This is a genomic window from Streptomyces flaveolus (assembly GCF_014648815.1).
Classification (GTDB): domain Bacteria; phylum Actinomycetota; class Actinomycetes; order Streptomycetales; family Streptomycetaceae; genus Streptomyces; species Streptomyces flaveolus.
The window spans coordinates 363,586-382,145 of the sequence record NZ_BMRV01000001.1 but is presented as its reverse complement, the minus strand read 5'-3'; the positions used below and the strand labels follow the sequence as shown (position 1 = coordinate 382,145).

The following is an 18,560-nucleotide window of genomic DNA, read 5'->3' as shown; positions in this document are numbered from 1 at the left end:
CTACCACCCCGGCGGGACGGTCGGGAGTAGGAGGAGCTGGATGTTCCAGAACGCCGACGAGGCCAAGAAGTACATCGCGGACGAGGACGTCAAGTTCGTCGACGTCCGCTTCTGCGACCTGCCGGGCGTCATGCAGCACTTCACGTTGCCCGCCGAGGCGTTCGACCCCGACGACGAGCAGGCCTTCGACGGGTCCTCGATCCGCGGCTTCCAGGCCATCCACGAGTCGGACATGTCCCTGCGCCCCGACCTGTCCACGGCGCGCATCGACCCGTTCCGCCGGGACAAGACCCTCAACATCAACTTCTTCATCCACGACCCGATCACGGGCGAGCAGTACTCCCGCGACCCGCGGAACGTGGCGAAGAAGGCCGAGGCCTACCTCGCCTCCACCGGCATCGCCGACACGGCGTTCTTCGGTCCCGAGGCCGAGTTCTACGTCTTCGACTCCGTCCGCTTCGCCACCAGCGCGAACGAGTCCTTCTACCACATCGACTCCGAGGCCGGCGCCTGGAACACCGGTGCTCTGGAGGACAACCGCGGTTACAAGGTCCGCTACAAGGGCGGCTACTTCCCGGTCCCGCCGGTCGACCACTTCGCCGACCTGCGCGCCGAGATCTCCCTGGAGCTGGAGCGGTCCGGCCTCAAGGTCGAGCGCCAGCACCACGAGGTGGGCACCGCCGGCCAGGCCGAGATCAACTACAAGTTCAACACGCTGCTCGCCGCCGCGGACGACCTCCAGCTCTTCAAGTACATCGTGAAGAACGTGGCCTGGAAGAACGGCAAGACGGCGACCTTCATGCCGAAGCCGATCTTCGGTGACAACGGCTCGGGCATGCACGTCCACCAGTCGCTGTGGAGCAACGGCGAGCCGCTGTTCTACGACGAGCAGGGCTACGCCGGCCTGTCGGACACCGCCCGCTACTACATCGGCGGCATCCTCAAGCACGCCCCGTCGCTGCTGGCCTTCACCAACCCGACGGTGAACTCCTACCACCGCCTGGTGCCGGGCTTCGAGGCGCCGGTGAACCTGGTCTACTCGCAGCGCAACCGCTCCGCCGCGATGCGCATCCCGATCACGGGCTCGAACCCGAAGGCCAAGCGCGTCGAGTTCCGCGCCCCCGACGCCTCCGGCAACCCGTACCTGGCCTTCTCGGCCCTGCTCCTCGCGGGTCTGGACGGCATCAAGAACAAGATCGAGCCGGCCGAGCCGATCGACAAGGACCTCTACGAGCTGGCTCCCGAGGAGCACGCCAACGTCGCGCAGGTCCCGACCTCCCTCGGCGCCGTCCTCGACCGCCTCGAGGCCGACCACGAGTTCCTCCTCCAGGGCGACGTCTTCACGCCGGACCTGATCGAGACGTGGATCGACTTCAAGCGCGCGAACGAGATCGCCCCGCTGCAGCTGCGTCCGCACCCGCACGAGTTCGAGCTCTACTTCGACGTGTGATCGACGCTTCCGGCCGTCCGGCGTCCCCGCTCCTGTCTCCAGGGGCGGGGACGCCGTCGTTTGCGCGGTCCGGCCCTCCTGGTGTACTAACACGGATGTTCGATCGACGGAACGGGGAGAGGGGCGGGGATGTCCGAACGGGACGACGAACAGCGGGAGTTCGACCTGAAGTGGGCTGACGGAGCCGAGCACAAGGAGCCGTCCGCACGTGCCCGGATGCTGGCCGCGCGCTGGAAGGAGAACCCGCCCGGACCGGTGCCCTTCCGGGCCGACCCCGACCCCGTGGGATCCGGCCGCCGCTCCTCGTGGGTGTCCACCGCCGTGGTGCTCGGCTGCGTGGCCGCCGTGATCGTGCTGCTCGGGTACATCAACTTCCGGGCGCCCTACTAGGCGTCTTCTTTGCCGCCTGCGGTACCGGCCGCGACCCGTTCATGGGGTGCGCCGGGTGCACACTGGACAGCGGGACGAGTGCGCGACTGCGGGGTGATGCAGATGCAGAGCCGCTTCCGGAGCGACCGGCGGCTGACCGTGCGCATGGGGATCACGCTGTTCCTGCTCGGCCTGCTGTACGTGGGCTTCATCGCCGCGCTGATCGTGCTGCTGAAGTCCTGGGTCCTCGTCGTGGTGATCGTGGCCCTGGTGTTCGGGGCGCAGTACTGGTTCTCCGACCGGATCGCGCTGTTCGCGATGCGGGGCCGGGTCGTGGAGCGGGACGAGTACCCGGAGCTGCACGGAGTGGTCGACCGGCTGTCGGCGATGGCCGGCATGCCGAAGCCGGTGGTCGCCGTGTCGGCGATGGACATGCCGAACGCCTTCGCGACCGGGCGGAACCCCGACAACGCGGTGATCTGCGTGACCACCGGGCTGCTCGGCCGGCTGGAGCCGGCCGAGCTGGAGGGCGTGCTCGCGCACGAGCTGTCGCACGTGGCGCACAAGGACGTCGCCGTGATCACGGTCGCGTCCTTCCTGGGCGTGATCGCCGGGCTGGTCGTGCGGTTCGCCTTCTACTCGCAGCTGTTCGGCGGCGGACGGCGGGACCAGAACACCCTCGTCGTGTTCGCGGCCGTGATGGGCGTCTCCGCGGCGGTGTACGCGCTCAGCTTCCTGCTGATCCGGGCCCTGTCCCGGTACCGGGAGCTGGCCGCGGACCGGGCCGCCGCCCTGCTCACCGGCCGTCCCTCGGCGCTGGCCTCGGCGCTCACCAAGGTGACCGGCGACATCGCCCGCATCCCGACGAAGGACCTGCGCACGGCGCAGGCCTTCAACGCCTTCTACTTCACGCCCGCCTTCGGCGCCGAGCCCGGCCTCGGACGGTTGTTCACCACCCACCCCAGCCTGGAGCAGCGGCTCGACCAGCTGGGCCACATCTCCGCCGAACTGGGTGAGGCGGCGGCGCCCGGAAAGGCCTGAGCACCATGGGCCTGCTGGACATCCTGCTCGGCCGCTCCAAGCCCGTCGCACCCGACCTGGACCGGCTCTTCGCGCTGCCCTCGGCAGCGGTGGGCCTGCAGTCGGCGGCCGGTTTCACGCCGACCGGGCAGGGCGCGGTGTGCTTCGCCACGGTCGAGGGCGCCGCCTTCGAGCAGACGCACCGGGAGGTCCGGGCCCTGCTGGACGCGGACGCCGGCCGGACCCCGGTGGAGCTGCGCCACGACTCCTACGGCTACTCCTGGCTCGTCTCGCACCGTTCCCCCGACCAGTTGCCGCAGCTCGTGAACGACCTGCACGCGGTGAACAGCTCGATGGAGGTCAACGGCTTCGGGCCGCAGCTGCTGTGCTCCCTGGCCGGTTTCCGCGACGACGACGGGCGGCGGCTCGCGCTCGTCTACCTCTACAAGCGGGGTACCTTCTACCCCTTCGCGCCCCTGCCCGGTGACCGGCAGCAGCGGGACAGCGCGCTGGAGCTGCGGGTACGGGCGGCGCTCGCCGGTGAGCTGCCGGTCGAGGGGGACCTGGGCCGCTGGTTCCCGGTGTGGGGCGCGCCCGGGCTGTGACCCGCACGGGCCCCGCCGCTGTCAGTGGTGTCGGGCAGGATGGCCGCACCGAGACGCGACGGGCGGGCGGAGGCCGGTATGGGTGACGGACGGCGGCACATCGGGACGGCGGAGCGGCGGGCGAGGCTCGCGCTGCGGCAGCGACTGGCGGGCGGGGCCCGGGCGGGCAGCCCGGAGGAGGTCGCCGGTTCACTGGTCGCCCTGCACGGCACGGACCCCTCGACGGTGTACCTGGCCGTCGGCGCACGGCTGGCGGACCCGGCGAAGACGGTGGGCGAGACGGAGCGGGCGCTGTACGAGGACCGGGCGCTGGTCCGGATGCACGGCATGCGGCACACCGTGTTCGTCTTCCCGGCCGGGCTGACGGCGGTCGTGCACGCCTCGACCGGTCTCACGGTGGCCGGCCGGGAGCGGGCCGCGCTGCTCAAGCACATGGCGGCGGCCGGGGCGCCGGACGCGGTCTGGCTGGCGGAGGTCGAGGAGTCGACGCTGGCGGCGCTGGCCCGGCGCGGGCAGGCGACGGCGGCCGAACTGGCCCGGGACGAGCCGCGGCTGAAGGAGCAGTTCGTGTACGCGGCCGGGAAGAACTACGAGGGCGTGCACACCGTCTCCACCCGACTGCTGAAGGTGCTGGGGGTGGAGGGCAAGGTCGTGCGGGGCCGGCCGCTGGGTTCGTGGACGTCCAGCCAGTTCCGCTGGGCGCCGGCGCCCGAGCACCCCGAGCTGGACCCCGCCGGGGCCCAGGCCGAGCTGCTGCGCCGGTGGCTGGGGGCATGCGGGCCGGCCACCGAGGAGGACCTGAAGTGGTGGACGGGGTGGCGGGTGACGGAGGTGCGCCGGGCGCTGACCGCGATCGGCGCGGAGGCGGTGTCGCTGGACGAGGGCACGGGGTACGTGGTCGCCGGTGACGCCGGCCCGGTGGCGGCACCCGACGCATCCTGGGCCGCGCTGCTGCCCGCGCTGGATCCGACGGCGATGGGCTGGCGGCACCGGGACTGGTATCTCGCGCCCGCGCTGCGGCCGATGCTGTTCGACCGCAGCGGCAACGTCGGCCCGACGGTCTGGTGGGACGGCCGCGTGATCGGCGGCTGGGCCCAGCGGGCCGACGGGGAGATCGTCTGGCGGATCCTGGACGGCAAGGGCATCGGCCGCGAGGCGGAGGCCGCGATCACGGCCGAGGCGGAGCGGCTGCGGGCCTGGGTGGGGACCACTCGGATCACCCCGCGCTTCCGTACGCCCCTGGAGCGGGAGCTGTCGGCGTAGGGCGAGCGATTCCGACGCCGGGCGTGCGCCCTTCGACGCCGGTCAGGGCAATCCAGCCCGTCCCGCGTTTGCGGACGAGGCCGTTCAGGCCGAAGCGGGGGTCTGGGGGGCGCCGGCCCCCCAGACGACGGCAACCACGACGCCGGGCACCGGAAGAAGAGACGGCACCCGGCGCCCGCGTCACCGCGAGTACCGCATCAGCGCCCGCACCATGTGGCACGTCGTGTCCGACGGCGGGTGCACGCCGATCGTCTCCGCGGCGCTGCGTATCGTCTCGTTGCGGGCCTGGTTCGGCAGGTAGACGCCGGAGTCGAGCAGGGCGATGGCGAGCCGCATCGCCTTGAGCCGGCGGTTGTGCGTGACGTACCACTCGCGGGGGCGGCCCGCCGGCAGCGGGCTCTTCTCCACGGGCTGGTACGGCAGGTCGAGCAGGACGGGTCGCTTGGCGGTCGACTGGGTGGGCAAGGGCTTCTGCTTCAGTGCGGCTGCGGGCACGGGCATCCTCCTGTCGCGGTCGGGGCGCCGTCCGGACACCCCGGCGACACCCTCGAACACTGCTTCTATTTTACCGCCCCCCACTGACAAAAGCCCCTGGCCACAAGGGCTTTCGGGAGTGCTGAGGCGTGCGGGGAGAACGGGTTTCGCGCCCCTCGGGCTACCGTGTGCGGCATGGAGATCTGGATCAACCCGGCCTGTTCCAAGTGCCGCAGCGCCATCAGCCTGCTCGACGCCGAGGGCGCCGACTACACCGTCCGCCGCTACCTGGAGGACGTACCGAGCGAGGACGAGATCCGCGAGGTCCTCACCCGCCTCGGCCTCGAACCGTGGGACATCACCCGCACCGGCGAGGCCGACGCCAAGGAACTGGGCCTGAAGGACTGGCCCCGTGACGAGGCGTCACGCGACCGCTGGGTCGCCGCGCTCGCCGTGCACCCGAAGCTGATCCAGCGCCCGATCATCACGGCGGAGGACGGAACGGCCGTCGTGGGCCGCTCCGAGGAGGCGGTACGGGACGCCCTGTCCCGCTGAGTCCCGGCGACCGGCGAGGCGGCGCTCCCGGCGCGGTGCGCCCCGGCAGACGGAGGGTCTGCTCCAGTACGCCGACGACAACGTGGTGGCGTACGAGGACGGCGACGACGGCCCCGGGGCGGGCCGACCTCCCCTCAGCGTGGTTGTGACGCAGGTTACTTCGGCGGTCCCCGTGACCGCTGAGTCACCTCGTTCGGTATCTCGTACATAGCGGCGTACGCTCCCCTACCTCTTCAGGAGGCGCGCATGTCGCGCAGGAGAAGTCTCGGTACGAAGAAGAAGATCGCGCTGCTGGTGAGCGCCGCGTCGGTGGCGGGCGGCGGGGCCTTCGTGACGGCGAACGCCTCGAACGCCGCGCAGACCACCCAGAACGCGCAGACCAAGTCCGCGCAGGACTCCACCGTCTGCCAGGGCCTGGCCACCGCGCTCGGCAACAACCAGCGGTTCATCGACGGCCAGCGGGCCGCCCCCGACGCGCAGTCGGAGGCCCGGATCGCCAACCGCGAGGCGGTCATCGAGGAGATCAAGCGCAAGCAGGAGGCGTCCGGGTGCGCGGTGGGGGAGTCGGCTCAGGACTCCCAGGCCGCGCAGCCGCCGCAGGGCGGCCAGGAGACGGGCCAGGACGCCGGGCAGGAGACGGGCCAGGACGCCGGACAGGCGGGAGCCGGGCAGGAAGAGGCCGGACAGGAAGAGGCCGGACAGCAGCCCGGTGACCAGGCGGGCGGCGCCGCGCAGGCCGGTGAACAGGTCTGCAACGGCTCCACCGTCACCCTCTCCGGCGAGGGCGGCGCACCCGCGGCCTCCAGCAACCAGTTCCCGGTGGGCACCAAGCTCAAGGTGACCAACCTGGACAACGACAAGTCGACGACGGTGGAGGTCAACTCGGTCTCGGGCAGCTGCGTGCTGCTCAACAACGCCGCGTTCGAACAGGTCCGGGAGCAGGGCAAGTTCCTCATCCGCCGGGCGCTGATCGAGAAGGTGGGCTGACCGCCTCTCCCCCTCCCCGCCCTCCACGCCTCCGCCCGGTCCGCGCCGGGCGGAGGCCTGGGCCGTGAGACGTGCCACACCGCCCCCAGGTAACACGGGGTTCACATACGGGCAACGGACGGGAAATCGCCTGTTGACACGCTGCACGGCAGTAGACGCGGCGCCCAGTGCCGCAGCGCCGCAGCACCCGCAAGTGCGCCCAGACCCACCCCGAAGGATGTGGCCCCGTGACCTTCAAGGCTGAGTACATCTGGATCGACGGCACCGAGCCGACGGCCAAGCTCCGTTCCAAGACGAAGATCATCACGGATGCCCCGGCCGGTCTGGACGCCCTGCCGATCTGGGGCTTCGACGGCTCCTCCACCAACCAGGCCGAGGGCAGCTCCTCGGACTGCGTGCTCAAGCCGGTCTTCTCCTGCCCCGACCCGATCCGCGGCGGCGACGACATCCTGGTGCTGTGCGAGGTCCTCGACACGGACATGACGCCGCACCCGACCAACACCCGTGCCGCGCTGGCCGAGCTCTCCGAGCGGTTCGCCGCGCAGGAGCCGATCTTCGGCATCGAGCAGGAGTACACCTTCTTCAAGGGCGCCCGCCCGCTCGGCTTCCCCGAGGGCGGCTTCCCGGCCGCGCAGGGCGGCTACTACTGCGGTGTCGGCTCGGACGAGATCTTCGGCCGGGACGTCGTCGAGGCGCACCTGGAGAACTGCCTGAAGGCCGGTCTCGGCATCTCCGGCATCAACGCCGAGGTCATGCCCGGCCAGTGGGAGTTCCAGGTCGGCCCGCTGGCGCCGCTGGAGGTCTCCGACCAGCTGTGGGTGGCCCGCTGGCTGCTCTACCGCACCGCCGAGGACTTCGACATCTCCGCCACCCTGGACCCCAAGCCGGTCAAGGGCGACTGGAACGGCGCGGGCGCGCACACCAACTTCTCCACCAAGGCGATGCGCGAGGGCTACGACGCGATCATCACCGCGTGCGAGTCGCTCGGTGAGGGCTCCAAGCCGATGGACCACGTCAAGAACTACGGCGCGGGCATCGACGACCGCCTGACCGGCCTGCACGAGACCGCCCCGTGGAACGAGTACTCCTACGGCGTGTCCGACCGCGGCGCCTCGGTCCGCATCCCGTGGCAGGTCGAGAAGGACGGCAAGGGCTACATCGAGGACCGCCGTCCCAACGCCAACGTCGACCCGTACGTGGTGACCCGCCTGCTGGTGGAGACCTGCTGCTCCGCGCTGGAGAAGGCCGGCCAGGTCTGATCCGTGCCGTCTCGCGCAGGGGCGTCCGCCGTCGTGGCGGGCGCCCCTTTCCGACGTCGGTTTCCGGCCGACGAGGCGTCAACCGACGCCGGAAGACGTCCAAGCAGTGAGAGGACCCTCCTGTCGCGCGCGGCCGTCTGCTTCAATGGACCCATGTCCGCCTTCCAGAAGCACGCAGCGACGGGTCGCCACGACCTCGAGCCCTTCTGGCCTTCCCGTCAGCACCACGACTTCGACCGGGTGTGTTGCCGCGCGACGATCGCGCCGGCCCTGTGAAGCCGTAGTCCCGGCTTTCGCCGACGCGCACGACGTACGTCCCCGACGCCCCGGCCGCCGCGCCGCGGCCGTCGTCCTCCCGACGAACTCCTCGCGCGAAAGAGCTGACCTCTCATGGCGACCACTCGTTCCCTCTCCACCGCTCCCGTCACCGCCTCCGCCCCCGCCGTCCCGGCCCGCCACCGGCTGCGGGCCGTGGACCGGGACGAGGTGGTGGACGTCACGGACTTCCTGCCGCCGGGCGCCACCTGGCTGCCCGCTCCCCCGCACACCCTGCCCACCCTGCCGGGCCGGCCGCCCATGGTCGGCTACCTGGTGCTCGTCCCCGCCGACCAGCAGCCGCCCTTCCCGCCGGTGGCCGTCCCCGGCACCGAGCAGCAGGACGCCAAGGACGCCGACGTCGCCGGCGACCCGCTCGTCCGGATCGACGCCGCACGCCGGACCGCCTCCGTGGACGGACGCCAACTCGAGTTGACCTACCTCGAGTTCGAGCTGCTCGCCCATCTCGTCGCGCATCCGCACCGCGTGCACACCCGCGACCAGCTCGTCACCACGGTGTGGGGCTACGGCCACGTCGGCGACGGCCGCACCGTGGACGTGCACGTCGCCCGGCTGCGCCGCAAGCTGGGCGCCGAACACCGGCGGACGATCCAGACCGTGCGGCGCGTCGGCTACAAGTACACGCCGCCCACCGGACGCTGAGACTCTGCTGTCGGCAGACGGCCGTTCCCCCCGGGCCGCCGCGCCGGGCAGAGTGGCCCGCATGAGACTACTGGTGCTGGGCGGTACGGAGTTCGTGGGGCGGGCCGTGGTGGAGGCGGCGCTCGGGCGTGGCTGGGAGGTGACCGTGTTCCACCGGGGGCGGCACGCGCCACCGCCCGGGGTGCGCTCGCTGCACGGCGACCGCACCGCCCCCGACGGGCTCACCGCCCTCGCCGAGGGGACCTGGGACGCCGTCGTCGACACCTGGTCGGCGGCGCCCCGCGCGGTGCGGGACACGGCGCGGCTGCTGGCCGGCCGCGCCGACCGGTACGTGTACGTGTCGAGCTGCTCGGTGTACGCGTGGGCACCGCCCGCCGGATACACCGAGGACGCCCCGCTCGTCGAGGGTGCCTCGGCGGACGCCGGGCAGAGCGACTACGCCCGGGACAAGCGGGGTGCCGAGCTGGCCGTCCTGGACGCCTTCGGCGCGGACCGCTCGGTGCTCGTGCGCAGCGGGCTGATCCTCGGCCCGTACGAGAACATCGGGCGGCTGCCGTGGTGGCTGGACCGCGTCGCACGCGGCGGCCCGGTGCTCGCACCCGGCCCCCGGGACCTGCCGTTGCAGTACGTCGACGTCCGCGACCTGGCCGCCTGGACCCTCGGCGCCGTGGAGCAGGAGCTGAGCGGGCCGTACAACCTGGTCTCCGCGCCGGGGCACGCCACCATGGGCGGTCTGCTCGACGCCTGCGTCCGGGTCACGGGCGGCGCGGCGGAGCTGCGCTGGACGGCCCCCGACACCGTCCTCGGCGCCGGTGTGCAGCCGTGGACGCAGCTGCCGGTGTGGGTGCCGCCGGGCAGCGACCTGCACGACGCGCTGCACACGGCCGACGTCTCCCGGGCGCTGGCGACGGGACTGCGCTGTCGGCCGGTCACCGAGACCGTCTCCGACACGTGGACCTGGCTGCGGGACATCGGCGGCACGGCGCCGCAGCGCCCGGACCGGCCGCCGGTGGGGCTGGACCCGGAGACGGAGGCGAAGGTGCTCGCGGCGGACGGTGGTGTACCTGGCACCACCCCCTGACCGGGGGGCCTGACCCCGTGACCCGTTTCTTCGGCTCCGCGAGACTGAGGCCATGAGCTTCGAGACGACGAACGACGGCGGCGGGACGCGGCTACGGAACGTGGGCCTGACGGCCGTGCGGGGGCTGGGCCTGGCGCTTGTCTGTCTCCCCGGCGCGGTGCTGTGCTTCGTCCTGACCCTGGTCTCGATCGCGCTGATCCCCATCGGGGTCGGCATCGTCACCACCCCATGGGTGCTGACGGGGGTGCGGGCGTTCGCGGACCGGCGGCGGCTGCTGGCCGCCGAGTGGGGCGGGGTGCGGATCCCGCGGGCGTACCGGCCGCTGCCGGCGGACGCCAATCCGTGGGCCCGCACCTTCGGGATGCTCGGCGACCCGGCGACCTGGCGGGACTTCCGCTGGCTGCCGGCCGACATGACGGCGGGCTTCGTCCTCGCGCTGCTCGCCTTCGCGCTGCCCCTGTACCCGCTGGAGGGGCTGGTGATCGCGGCCGGGCTGTGGCGGGTGCTGCCCGACGGCTACTGGTACGGCTTCGTGCACGTCACCGACCAGACCTCCGCGTTCTACGCCGCCGCGCTGGGCGTCGCACTCCTCCTCCCGGCCCTCTGGCTCGCCCCGCGCATGCTGGACGCCCACTTCCGGCTCACCGCCGACCTCCTCGGCTCGGAGGACGAACTGGCCGAGCGGGTCCGGGTGCTGACCGAGACGCGCCGCGACGCCGTCGACACCTCCGCCGCCGAACTGCGCCGCATCGAACGGGACCTGCACGACGGGGCACAGGCCCGGCTGGTCGCCATGGGCATGGACCTGGGCACCATCGAGGCGCTGCTGGAGAAGGACCCGGCGAAGGCGCGCGAGCTGCTGGCGCAGGCCCGGCAGTCCTCGGCCGAGGCCCTGACGGAACTGCGCGAGCTGGTGCGCGGCATCCACCCGCCGGTCCTCGCCGAACGGGGGCTCGGGGACGCCGTACGGGCGCTGGCGCTGCGCATGCCCCTGCGGGTCGAGACCGACGTGGACCTGCCCGGCCGCGCGGAGGCGCCCGTGGAGTCGGCCGCGTACTTCGCGGTCAGCGAGCTGCTCACCAACGCCGTGAAGCACTCCGGCGCCGACCGGATCTGGGTCGACGTGCACCACGCGGACGGGCGGTTGCGCATCTCCGTCACCGACAACGGCAAGGGCGGTGCGGTGGCCGGCGCGGGGTCGGGGCTGGCCGGGGTGGAGCGGCGGCTGGGTACATTCGACGGCGTCCTGGCCGTCAGCTCCCCGGCGGGCGGCCCCACGATGGTCACCATGGAGATCCCTTGCGCGTTGTCCTAGCCGAAGACCTGTTCCTGCTGCGCGACGGACTGGTCCGGCTCCTGGAGGCCCACGACTTCGAGATCGCCGCGGCCGTCGAGTCCGGCCCCGAGCTGACCCGCGCGCTGGCCGAACTGGAGCCGGACGTCGCCGTGGTCGACGTCCGGCTGCCGCCCACGCACACCGACGAGGGCCTGCAGTGCGCGCTCACCGCCCGCCGGGAGCGACCGGGGCTGCCGGTGCTGGTGCTGTCGCAGCACGTGGAGCAGCTGTACGCGCGTGAGCTGCTCGCCGACGGCAGCGGCGGGGTGGGCTACCTGCTCAAGGACCGGGTGTTCGACGCGGAGCAGTTCGTGGACGCCGTACGGCGGGTGGCGGCGGGCGGTACGGCGATGGATCCGCAGGTCATCCAGCAACTGCTGAGCCGGCGTGCGGCGGAGGACCGGCCGCTGGAGCGGCTGACGCCCCGGGAGCTGGAGGTGCTGGAGCTGATGGCGCAGGGGCGGACGAACGCGGCGATCGCGGGCCGGCTCGTCGTCACGGAGCGCGCGATCGCGAAGCACACGGCGAACATCTTCGCCAAGCTGAGCCTCGAGGTCTCGGACGACGACAACCGCCGTGTCCTGGCGGTTCTGGCCTATCTCGACCACGGCCGCTGAGTCACACCGGTCCCACCGGACTCCCCGATTCCCGAGACGGGTGAACACCCCCGGAGCGGCTTCCGTATGGAAGGGAGCCGCTTCACTCCTGTCGGGCGCCTCGATGCCCCGCAAGGAAGTCAGAGGAGTTCCATGGGACGCAACACAAGAAAACGCCGAATGCCGCTGGCCGCCAAGGCCGTTGCCGGGGCGGCGGCCCTGGCGCTCGGTGGGGGCGGGCTGGTCTGGGCGAACTTCTACGCCTCGGCCCACGAGGAGCACTCACCGCACAACCGGACGAGGTCGGCCGCGGCGCAGGTCGCGACCATCAGCTGTCCCGACGTCGGTCAGCGGATCTCCGACGTGCCGGACCGGGCCCGCGGAGAGGTGGACGGCGAACTGGCCACGCTGGACAGCCAGATCACCGACGCCTATCAGCGGCTCGCCACCACGCGGCGTGCGCAGGCCGGGGACTCCCGGTTCGTCGACAACGCCATCCTCGTGCCGCTCAGGGACCGGCGGAAGGCGATCATCGACCGGATCCAGCTGGAGATCAACCGGGCCGGCGGCCGGGCGGACGACAACCTGGACGACCTGGCCACGTGCCAGGGCCGGCCCGCGGACCAGCCGCAGGACGGCGACGGTGGCCAGGACGGCGGTCAGGGCGGCGGCGGTCAGGACGACGGCGACCAGGGCGGTGACGGCCAGGACGGCGGCCAGGACAACGGCGGCCAGAACCCGGACGACAACGGCAACGGCGTCGCGGGCCCGGTGGCCGACGACTTCATCGACATCAACGACGTCCAGCCGAACTCGCGCAACAGCCGCAACGGCCTCGCCGCCGACGGCGACGGCGGCTCCACCGGCACCTTCACCACCGACTGCGGGGTCAACGAGAACAACCTGTTCAACAGCGACAACCTGATCGCCGCCCCCGGCGTCGACAACGGCGCGCACCACACGCACGACTACGTGGGCAACCAGGACAACGACGCCTTCTCCAGCGACGACGACCTGGCGAACGCCGACACCTCGTGCCGGAACCAGGGCGACAAGTCCACCTACTACTGGCCGGTGCTGCGGCTCCAGGACGGTACGCAGGAGTTCGACGCGGGCGACCAGGGCGGCGGCGCCGAGGGCAACGTCGGCAAGATCCTCAAGCCCGCCCAGGCCGAGCTGAAGTTCGTCGGCAACCGGCAGGGCGACGTGGTCGCGATGCCGAAGTTCCTGCGCATCATCACCGGTGACGCCAAGTCCTTCATCAACGGGGACGCGAACGCCAACAGCTCGTGGAGCTGCACCGGCTTCGAGGACCGGCAGGTCACGGACAAGTACCCGCTGTGCCCCGACGGCAGCCAGGTGGTGCGGACGAGCAACTTCCAGAGCTGCTGGGACGGCCAGAACATCGACAGCGCCAACCACCGCACCCACACGGCGTTCGTCGACGAGAACGGCAACTGCCCGGACGGCTTCCAGGCCATCCCCCAGCTCCAGGTCCGCCTGGTGTACGACATCCCCACCCCGGTCGTCGAGAACGGCCAGGTGCGGAACCCGTACGCCGTGGACAGCTTCCCGGAGCAGCTGCACAAGCCGATCACCGACCACAACGACTTCATCAACGTCATGGACGAGGACCTGATGAACGAGGTGGTCGACTGCATCAACAACGGCGAGGACTGCACGTAGTCCCCCCGGTGACGGACCCGGGAGGGCCGGTGGCGGACACCCGCCACCGGCCCTCCCCCGTTCCCGCGGGCGGTCAGCTCCCGTGGCCGCCGTGCCCGGCCGGGTGCGTCCCGCCCCCGTGCTGTGCCCCCTGCTCCAGGGTGCCGCCGAGCCGGCCGCGCAGGCCGGCCACGACGTCCTCGTGGCCGACGGCGACCCATTTGCGGCCGACGAGGTAGTACCCGCCGTAGTCCTTGGCCGTGTTGATCCACTCGCGCTGTCCGCGGTCGGTGGCGAAGGTGGCGAGGATGTACTTCTCGTCGCCCTTCTCGCAGATGGCCTGGCGGATGGTGTCCGCGTCGGTCTGCAGGTCCGGCTCGCACTCGGCCTCGGCGGCCAGGTGCTCCAGGCTCCCGGTCGCCGTCTCCGGTACGGCCTCGCCGTCCCCCTCGGACGCGCAGCCCGTCAGCGCCAGTACCGTCACCGCTCCGGCCAGCGCGAGCCTCGGTCGGGTCAGCCTCATGTGTTCCTCCGGTCCCTTCCGGCGACATGCCGCACGGAGCCCCGGCGCGGGGCTCCGGCCATCGGTACGGCGGCGGAGCGCGAAGCGCTCAAACGCACCCCGGGTGACCACGGGCCGACTGGCTCGTTCTGCTGGACGTGCAGTCACAGGATGTCGCCAAACGCCCCGCACCGTCCGCCGGTGACCCGGTCGTCGATGTCGAGCAGGCCGAGGCCGCGCTCGTCGAGCACTATCCGGGCCTGGTCCGCCTCGCCTACCTGGTACTGCCGCCGGACCTCGGCCGCAGCCGCCGGGTGCTGACCGCGCACGCCCTGACGCAGCGCGCGCTGCCCAGGAACCGGACGACGCCGCCCGTGATCCCGGCCCAGTCGACCGGCCGTGAGGGCGACCCGGGGTACGCCCTGGTGCGTCTGCGGGTCGTGCGGACGGCGCTGGAGGCGGGGCTGCCGCTGCGGCGCCGGGCGTGGCCCAGGCGGTCCCAGCTGCCGCCGCTGCTGCCCCAGGTGTGGGGGCTCACGCTCTTCCCGCGCTCGGGCGGCGCCGACGAACTCGCCCTGGACCAGCGGCTGTCCGCCCTGTCCGGCCCGGCCCGGGCGGCGTACGCGCTGCGCGGTCTCGACCGGCTCCCGGACGGAGACGTGCGGCGCGTGCTGACGGCCGCCGGGGTCGCCGAGGCCGACGCCGATGCCGCGCTGCGCGAGGCCGACGAGGTGGCGGACCAGTACGCGCTGCTCGGCTCCCCCGAGTTCGACCCCTGCTCGCTCCAGGCCCGGCCCACCGATCTGATGCGGCGCCGCCGGCACACGAAGGCCGCCCTGGTAGCCGGGGCGGCGCTGGTGGTGTGCGGGGCGCTGCTGAGCCTGCCCGGCGACGGCTGGGGGCCGGACGGCGCCGCCGCCCCGGCGTACGCGCGCAACCCGGCGGCCGAGGCGGCCCTCGACCCCGGCAGGCTGACGAAGGCCGCTCCCGCCGCCTGGAAGACGTCCGCGCGCACCGACTTCTCGGTGTGGCCGGCGCGCGGTGCCCTCACCGGCGACAAGCGGCTGCTGCGCCGGGCCCTCGCCGTCTGGGCCCGCCCCGGCGGGAACGTGCGGGTCTCCGCGACGGCGGGCACCGCGAGCGGCGGGCCGGCCGGACCGCCGCAGCTGCTGTACGCCGGGACCGTCGACACGGCACGCGTGGTGATCCTCTACGACGGTCTGCGCATCGTCCGCTACGCCGAGCCGAAGGACGGCACGGCGGGCGCCGCCCTCGACTTCGCGCGGGCCGACGGGGCCGGCCGGGCGGAGGCGACCGCGGTGGTGCTGGGCCGGGCCGACGGCAACGTGCGCTATCTGACGGCGCCCTGGGTGACGAAGGCGGCCGAGCGGGACCTGGCGAAGCCCGGTTCCGGAGCGATGGACCTGACGCTGACCGACGGCGTGACCTCGCCGCTGGCCACCCCGGTCCAGCGCACCGGCGCCTGCACCTCGTGGAACGTGCTCCAGCTGACCGACGGCTCGCACACCCGGCTGGCGAGCGACCTCGGCGAGCTGGTCCCGGCCCACCTCACCACCGGGCGGCCCGGCAGGACCAAGGAGGTCTCCGGCGCCGAGGCGCTGCACGCCTGGGCGCCGTACGCCTGTTCCCTGGGCGCCGTGCGCGGGCAGGGGGTGCGGTCGGTGAACGCGTGGGAGTTCGCGAGCCAGCCGCTGCCCGACGACACCGGTTCGGGCGAGTGGGTGTGCACGCGGGCCGAGACCTGGCGGGGGGACGGGGCGCGGGTGATGGCGCAGTTCCGGACGCCGGGCGGGGCGCAGGGCGCGGTGGCCGCGAAGGCCCAGGACGCACCGGCGTGCGGCAGGCGCGATCCCCACGTGCTGGCCGGGGTGCTGTGGAAGTCGGAGGGCGGGCACTGGTACCTGCTGGCCGCCGGCAGCCGGGACACGGAGTCGATCGAGGCGACGGGCAAGGTCAGCGGCTCCGCCGACGGCAACCTGCTGACGGCCGCGGCCGAGCGGGGCGCGCAGGCCGAGCTGAAGGGCGTCCTGGAGAACGGGCGGACGATCGGCGGGCTGCGCTAGCCACCGGAGCCCACGCTTGCTGACACCAGTGTCAACAAGTGCCCGCACAAGGGTTCCTGACGGGGCTACTCGTCAGTACATTGACGTCATGTCCAACAAGCATGTCTCCACGCTGAAGACCCTGGTGGTGGTGGCCGGCGCCGCGCTGGTCGTCCGGCGGGCGATACGGGGCCGGAGTCCGGCCTCGCCGCCGGGGACGACGGCCGCCGCCCGGGCGCCGGTCTCCGGGCGGTCCGGGAGCCGCGGCCCGAAGCTGCTGGTCACCGCGCACGAACGCCTGGCCGACGGGGTGGTCGGGATCCGTCTGGAGGGGCACGACCTGCCGCGCTGGGAGCCGGGAGCCCACGTGGACCTGGTCCTGCCGTCGGGGCTGGTCCGGCAGTACTCCCTGTGCGGAGATCCCGAGGACACCTCGTCGTACACCGTCGCCACGCGGCTGGTCGAGGACGGGCGGGGCGGCTCGCGCGAGGTGCACGAGCAGGTGCAGGAGGGCACGGAGCTGGAGGTGCGCGGACCCCGCAACCGCTTCCCGCTGGTCGAGGCCCCCGCCTACGTCTTCGTCGCCGGCGGCATCGGCATCACCCCGATCCTGCCGATGCTGCGGGCACTGCCGGAGGGCACCGAGTGGCGGCTGCTGTACGGCGGGCGGACGCGGGCCTCGATGCCGTTCCTGGAGGACGTCGAGAAGCTGGACGCGGGCCGGTCGAGGGTCACCGTGGTCGCCGAGGACGAGGGCGGGCTGCCGGACCTGGACGCCTTCCTCACGGATCTCCCCGACGGGGCGGCCGTCTACTGCTGCGGCCCGGAGGGACTGATGGCGGCCGTCGAGGAGCGGCTCCCGGAGGGCACCGCCCCGCACCTGGAGCGGTTCGCGCCGCGTAGGACGGCGGGCGGCGACGGGGAGTTCGAGGTCGAGCTGCACCGCACCGGGCGCACCCTGACCGTGGCCGCCGGCTCGTCCGTGCTGGCCGCCGTGCGCACCGAGCTGCCGAACACGCCGTACTCCTGCGAGCAGGGCTGGTGCGGGACCTGCCAACAGCGGGTGCTGGAGGGCGAGATCGATCACCGGGACGAGCTGCTGACCGACTCGGAGCGCGGCGACTCGATGCTCATCTGCGTCTCGCGGGCCAGGAGTACGCGGCTCGTGCTGGATCTGTGAGACCGGTGAACACCGATGCCCGGTCCGGCCCGTTCGAGGGCCGGATGCGATCGGTAAGGTGTTCGTATGACTACCGGGGTACGCCGCAGAATGGGCGTTGAGGAGCGGCGGCAGCAGCTGATCGGCGTCGCGCTCGATCTGTTCAGCCGCCGCTCGCCCGACGAGGTCTCCATCGACGAGATAGCGTCGGCCGCAGGCATCTCGCGCCCGCTGGTCTACCACTACTTCCCCGGCAAACTCAGCCTGTACGAGGCCGCGTTGCAGCGTGCCTCCAGCGATCTGGCGGCCCGGTTCGCGGAACCACGGGAGGGACCGCTCGGGGCGCGGCTGCTGCGGGTGATGGGGCGCTACTTCGACTTCGTCGACGAGCACGGCCCCGGCTTCTCGGCCCTGATGCGCGGGGGCCCGGCGGTCTCCGCGGGCGGGGCCTGCTCCCTGACCACGGTGTCCACGGCGAACGCGCTCGTCGACTCCGTACGGCAGGCCGCGTATGTCCAGATCCTTTCGCACCTGGGCGTCACCGACCCGCCCGCGCGCCTGGAACTGGTCGTCCGTTCCTGGATCTCGCTCGCCGAGTCGACGGCCCTGATCTGGCTCGACGGCCGGCGCATCCCGCGCGCCGAGCTGGAGGCCCAGCTCGTGCACGACTTCGCCGCGTTGCTGGCGGTGAGCGCCGCCCACGACGAGGAGATGGGCGCCCTGCTGCGCGGCATCCTGGAGGACGAGCCGGCCGACGGACCGTTCACGGACCTGGTCGGCCGGCTGATCCGGCTGGCGTCGTAGCTCAGACCTCGGCCTTGCGGTAGGACGGGTCGAGGTCGCGCACCTCGGCCGACAGGTGCAGGGTGACCCCGTCCCTGGGCTCGACGTGCTTGCGCAGCAGCTCCACCACGGCCTCGGTGAGCTGCGCCTTCGTCTCGTCGGACCGACCGGCGAGCAGGGCGATCGACACGTTCACGATGGCGTTCCGCTCCTTCTCGGCGCCGACCGCCTCGTCCTCGCTGCGCAGCACCCGCGTCTTGCACGCCTCCAGCCGCGCGGCGGCCGTCTCGACGACCACCGGGTGCAGGGCGAGCGCGAACTCCTCCCAGTCGACGTCGTCGAGAGATCCGGAACGCTCGATGGTGATCTGCGGCATGGGTGCTCCTCTTCTACGGCGGACAGGAGCACCCTAGCC

19 protein-coding genes are annotated in these 18,560 nt (G+C 72.6%); 16 read left to right on the top strand and 3 right to left on the bottom strand.

The window, feature by feature from the left end; all coding sequences use genetic code 11:
• Positions 1-40 precede the first annotated feature (40 nt).
• The 5 genes from glnA to IEZ05_RS01700 all read left to right on the top strand — a co-directional run bounded on the left by glnA (position 41) and on the right by IEZ05_RS01700 (position 4,707).
• On the top strand, positions 41-1,450 hold the full coding sequence (gene glnA / locus IEZ05_RS01720) for a type I glutamate--ammonia ligase (RefSeq protein ID WP_189228140.1): 1,410 nt from the start codon (positions 41-43) through the stop codon (positions 1,448-1,450).
• Positions 1,451-1,579: 129 nt separating this feature from the next.
• Entirely contained in the window at positions 1,580-1,840 is a 261-nt protein-coding gene (locus tag IEZ05_RS01715) for an SCO2583/SCO2584 N-terminal domain-containing protein (protein WP_189228139.1), read from the top strand.
• 102 nt (positions 1,841-1,942) lie between these two features.
• Complete coding sequence (gene htpX, locus IEZ05_RS01710) at positions 1,943-2,860, top strand: zinc metalloprotease HtpX (RefSeq protein ID WP_189228138.1); 918 nt, start codon at positions 1,943-1,945, stop codon at positions 2,858-2,860.
• A 5-nt stretch (positions 2,861-2,865) separates the two neighbouring features.
• Positions 2,866-3,444 (top strand): PspA-associated protein PspAB, encoded by a 579-nt coding sequence (pspAB, locus tag IEZ05_RS01705; RefSeq protein WP_189228137.1) that lies wholly within the window; start codon positions 2,866-2,868, stop codon positions 3,442-3,444.
• Positions 3,445-3,522: 78 nt separating this feature from the next.
• Positions 3,523-4,707 carry a winged helix DNA-binding domain-containing protein gene (locus IEZ05_RS01700; RefSeq protein ID WP_189228136.1) on the top strand — a complete coding sequence of 395 codons (1,185 nt, stop codon included), beginning with the start codon at positions 3,523-3,525 and terminating at the stop codon, positions 4,705-4,707.
• Positions 4,708-4,887: 180 nt separating this feature from the next.
• Here the strand turns inward: IEZ05_RS01700 and IEZ05_RS01695 are convergent, their stop codons facing one another.
• Complete coding sequence (locus IEZ05_RS01695) at positions 4,888-5,202, bottom strand: hypothetical protein (protein WP_189228135.1); 315 nt, start codon at positions 5,200-5,202, stop codon at positions 4,888-4,890.
• Between the two features lie 174 nt (positions 5,203-5,376).
• Here IEZ05_RS01695 and IEZ05_RS01690 point away from each other — a divergent pair, with 174 nt between their 5' ends.
• From IEZ05_RS01690 to IEZ05_RS01655, 8 genes are all read left to right on the top strand, one after another.
• Positions 5,377-5,736 (top strand): arsenate reductase family protein, encoded by a 360-nt coding sequence (locus IEZ05_RS01690; RefSeq protein ID WP_189228134.1) that lies wholly within the window; start codon positions 5,377-5,379, stop codon positions 5,734-5,736.
• Positions 5,737-5,982: 246 nt separating this feature from the next.
• Complete coding sequence (locus IEZ05_RS01685; protein WP_189228133.1) at positions 5,983-6,723, top strand: RlpA-like double-psi beta-barrel domain-containing protein; 741 nt, start codon at positions 5,983-5,985, stop codon at positions 6,721-6,723.
• 227 nt (positions 6,724-6,950) lie between these two features.
• Entirely contained in the window at positions 6,951-7,982 is a 1,032-nt protein-coding gene (glnII, locus tag IEZ05_RS01680) for a glutamine synthetase (protein WP_189228132.1), read from the top strand.
• A 390-nt stretch (positions 7,983-8,372) separates the two neighbouring features.
• Entirely contained in the window at positions 8,373-8,960 is a 588-nt protein-coding gene (locus IEZ05_RS01675) for a winged helix-turn-helix domain-containing protein (RefSeq protein ID WP_189228131.1), read from the top strand.
• 61 nt (positions 8,961-9,021) lie between these two features.
• On the top strand, positions 9,022-10,041 hold the full coding sequence (locus tag IEZ05_RS01670; protein WP_189228130.1) for an SDR family oxidoreductase: 1,020 nt from the start codon (positions 9,022-9,024) through the stop codon (positions 10,039-10,041).
• 52 nt (positions 10,042-10,093) lie between these two features.
• Positions 10,094-11,356, top strand: a complete 1,263-nt coding sequence (locus tag IEZ05_RS01665) for a sensor histidine kinase (protein ID WP_189228129.1) — start codon at positions 10,094-10,096, stop codon at positions 11,354-11,356.
• On the top strand, positions 11,341-11,994 hold the full coding sequence (locus IEZ05_RS01660; RefSeq protein ID WP_189228128.1) for a response regulator transcription factor: 654 nt from the start codon (positions 11,341-11,343) through the stop codon (positions 11,992-11,994). The genes IEZ05_RS01665 and IEZ05_RS01660 overlap by 16 nt, the downstream gene beginning before the upstream one ends.
• Before the next feature lie 132 nt (positions 11,995-12,126).
• The gene (locus IEZ05_RS01655; protein WP_189228127.1) at positions 12,127-13,659 is read left to right on the top strand and encodes a DUF1996 domain-containing protein; all 1,533 of its coding nucleotides are present in this window, start codon (positions 12,127-12,129) and stop codon (positions 13,657-13,659) included.
• A gap of 73 nt (positions 13,660-13,732) precedes the next feature.
• Here the strand turns inward: IEZ05_RS01655 and IEZ05_RS01650 are convergent, their stop codons facing one another.
• Positions 13,733-14,161, bottom strand: coding sequence for a hypothetical protein (locus tag IEZ05_RS01650; RefSeq protein WP_189228126.1), 429 nt, complete (start codon positions 14,159-14,161; stop codon positions 13,733-13,735).
• Positions 14,162-14,298: 137 nt separating this feature from the next.
• On the opposite strand from IEZ05_RS01650, the gene IEZ05_RS01645 reads away from it, so the two are divergent.
• From IEZ05_RS01645 to IEZ05_RS01635, 3 genes are all read left to right on the top strand, one after another.
• The gene (locus IEZ05_RS01645) at positions 14,299-16,224 is read left to right on the top strand and encodes a hypothetical protein (protein WP_189228125.1); all 1,926 of its coding nucleotides are present in this window, start codon (positions 14,299-14,301) and stop codon (positions 16,222-16,224) included.
• Between the two features lie 88 nt (positions 16,225-16,312).
• The gene (locus IEZ05_RS01640; protein ID WP_189228124.1) at positions 16,313-17,383 is read left to right on the top strand and encodes a PDR/VanB family oxidoreductase; all 1,071 of its coding nucleotides are present in this window, start codon (positions 16,313-16,315) and stop codon (positions 17,381-17,383) included.
• A 66-nt stretch (positions 17,384-17,449) separates the two neighbouring features.
• Positions 17,450-18,166 carry a TetR/AcrR family transcriptional regulator gene (locus IEZ05_RS01635; RefSeq protein WP_189228123.1) on the top strand — a complete coding sequence of 239 codons (717 nt, stop codon included), beginning with the start codon at positions 17,450-17,452 and terminating at the stop codon, positions 18,164-18,166.
• Position 18,167: 1 nt separating this feature from the next.
• On the opposite strand, the gene IEZ05_RS01630 is transcribed toward IEZ05_RS01635, so the two are convergent.
• A complete protein-coding gene (locus IEZ05_RS01630) occupies positions 18,168-18,521 on the bottom strand; it encodes a 5-carboxymethyl-2-hydroxymuconate Delta-isomerase (protein ID WP_189228122.1) in 354 nt (117 codons plus the stop codon).
• Positions 18,522-18,560: the final 39 nt, after the last annotated feature.

Coding starts and splice junctions, on each gene's coding strand:
- glnA (WP_189228140.1), top strand. CDS start 41: ATGTTCCAGAACGCCGACGAGGCCAAGAAGTACATCGCGGACGAGGAC.
- IEZ05_RS01715 (WP_189228139.1), top strand. CDS start 1,580: ATGTCCGAACGGGACGACGAACAGCGGGAGTTCGACCTGAAGTGGGCT.
- htpX (WP_189228138.1), top strand. CDS start 1,943: ATGCAGAGCCGCTTCCGGAGCGACCGGCGGCTGACCGTGCGCATGGGG.
- pspAB (WP_189228137.1), top strand. CDS start 2,866: ATGGGCCTGCTGGACATCCTGCTCGGCCGCTCCAAGCCCGTCGCACCC.
- IEZ05_RS01700 (WP_189228136.1), top strand. CDS start 3,523: ATGGGTGACGGACGGCGGCACATCGGGACGGCGGAGCGGCGGGCGAGG.
- IEZ05_RS01690 (WP_189228134.1), top strand. CDS start 5,377: ATGGAGATCTGGATCAACCCGGCCTGTTCCAAGTGCCGCAGCGCCATC.
- IEZ05_RS01685 (WP_189228133.1), top strand. CDS start 5,983: ATGTCGCGCAGGAGAAGTCTCGGTACGAAGAAGAAGATCGCGCTGCTG.
- IEZ05_RS01675 (WP_189228131.1), top strand. CDS start 8,373: ATGGCGACCACTCGTTCCCTCTCCACCGCTCCCGTCACCGCCTCCGCC.
- IEZ05_RS01670 (WP_189228130.1), top strand. CDS start 9,022: ATGAGACTACTGGTGCTGGGCGGTACGGAGTTCGTGGGGCGGGCCGTG.
- IEZ05_RS01665 (WP_189228129.1), top strand. CDS start 10,094: ATGAGCTTCGAGACGACGAACGACGGCGGCGGGACGCGGCTACGGAAC.
- IEZ05_RS01655 (WP_189228127.1), top strand. CDS start 12,127: ATGGGACGCAACACAAGAAAACGCCGAATGCCGCTGGCCGCCAAGGCC.
- IEZ05_RS01650 (WP_189228126.1), bottom strand. CDS start 14,161: ATGAGGCTGACCCGACCGAGGCTCGCGCTGGCCGGAGCGGTGACGGTA.
- IEZ05_RS01640 (WP_189228124.1), top strand. CDS start 16,313: ATGTCCAACAAGCATGTCTCCACGCTGAAGACCCTGGTGGTGGTGGCC.
- IEZ05_RS01635 (WP_189228123.1), top strand. CDS start 17,450: ATGACTACCGGGGTACGCCGCAGAATGGGCGTTGAGGAGCGGCGGCAG.
- IEZ05_RS01630 (WP_189228122.1), bottom strand. CDS start 18,521: ATGCCGCAGATCACCATCGAGCGTTCCGGATCTCTCGACGACGTCGAC.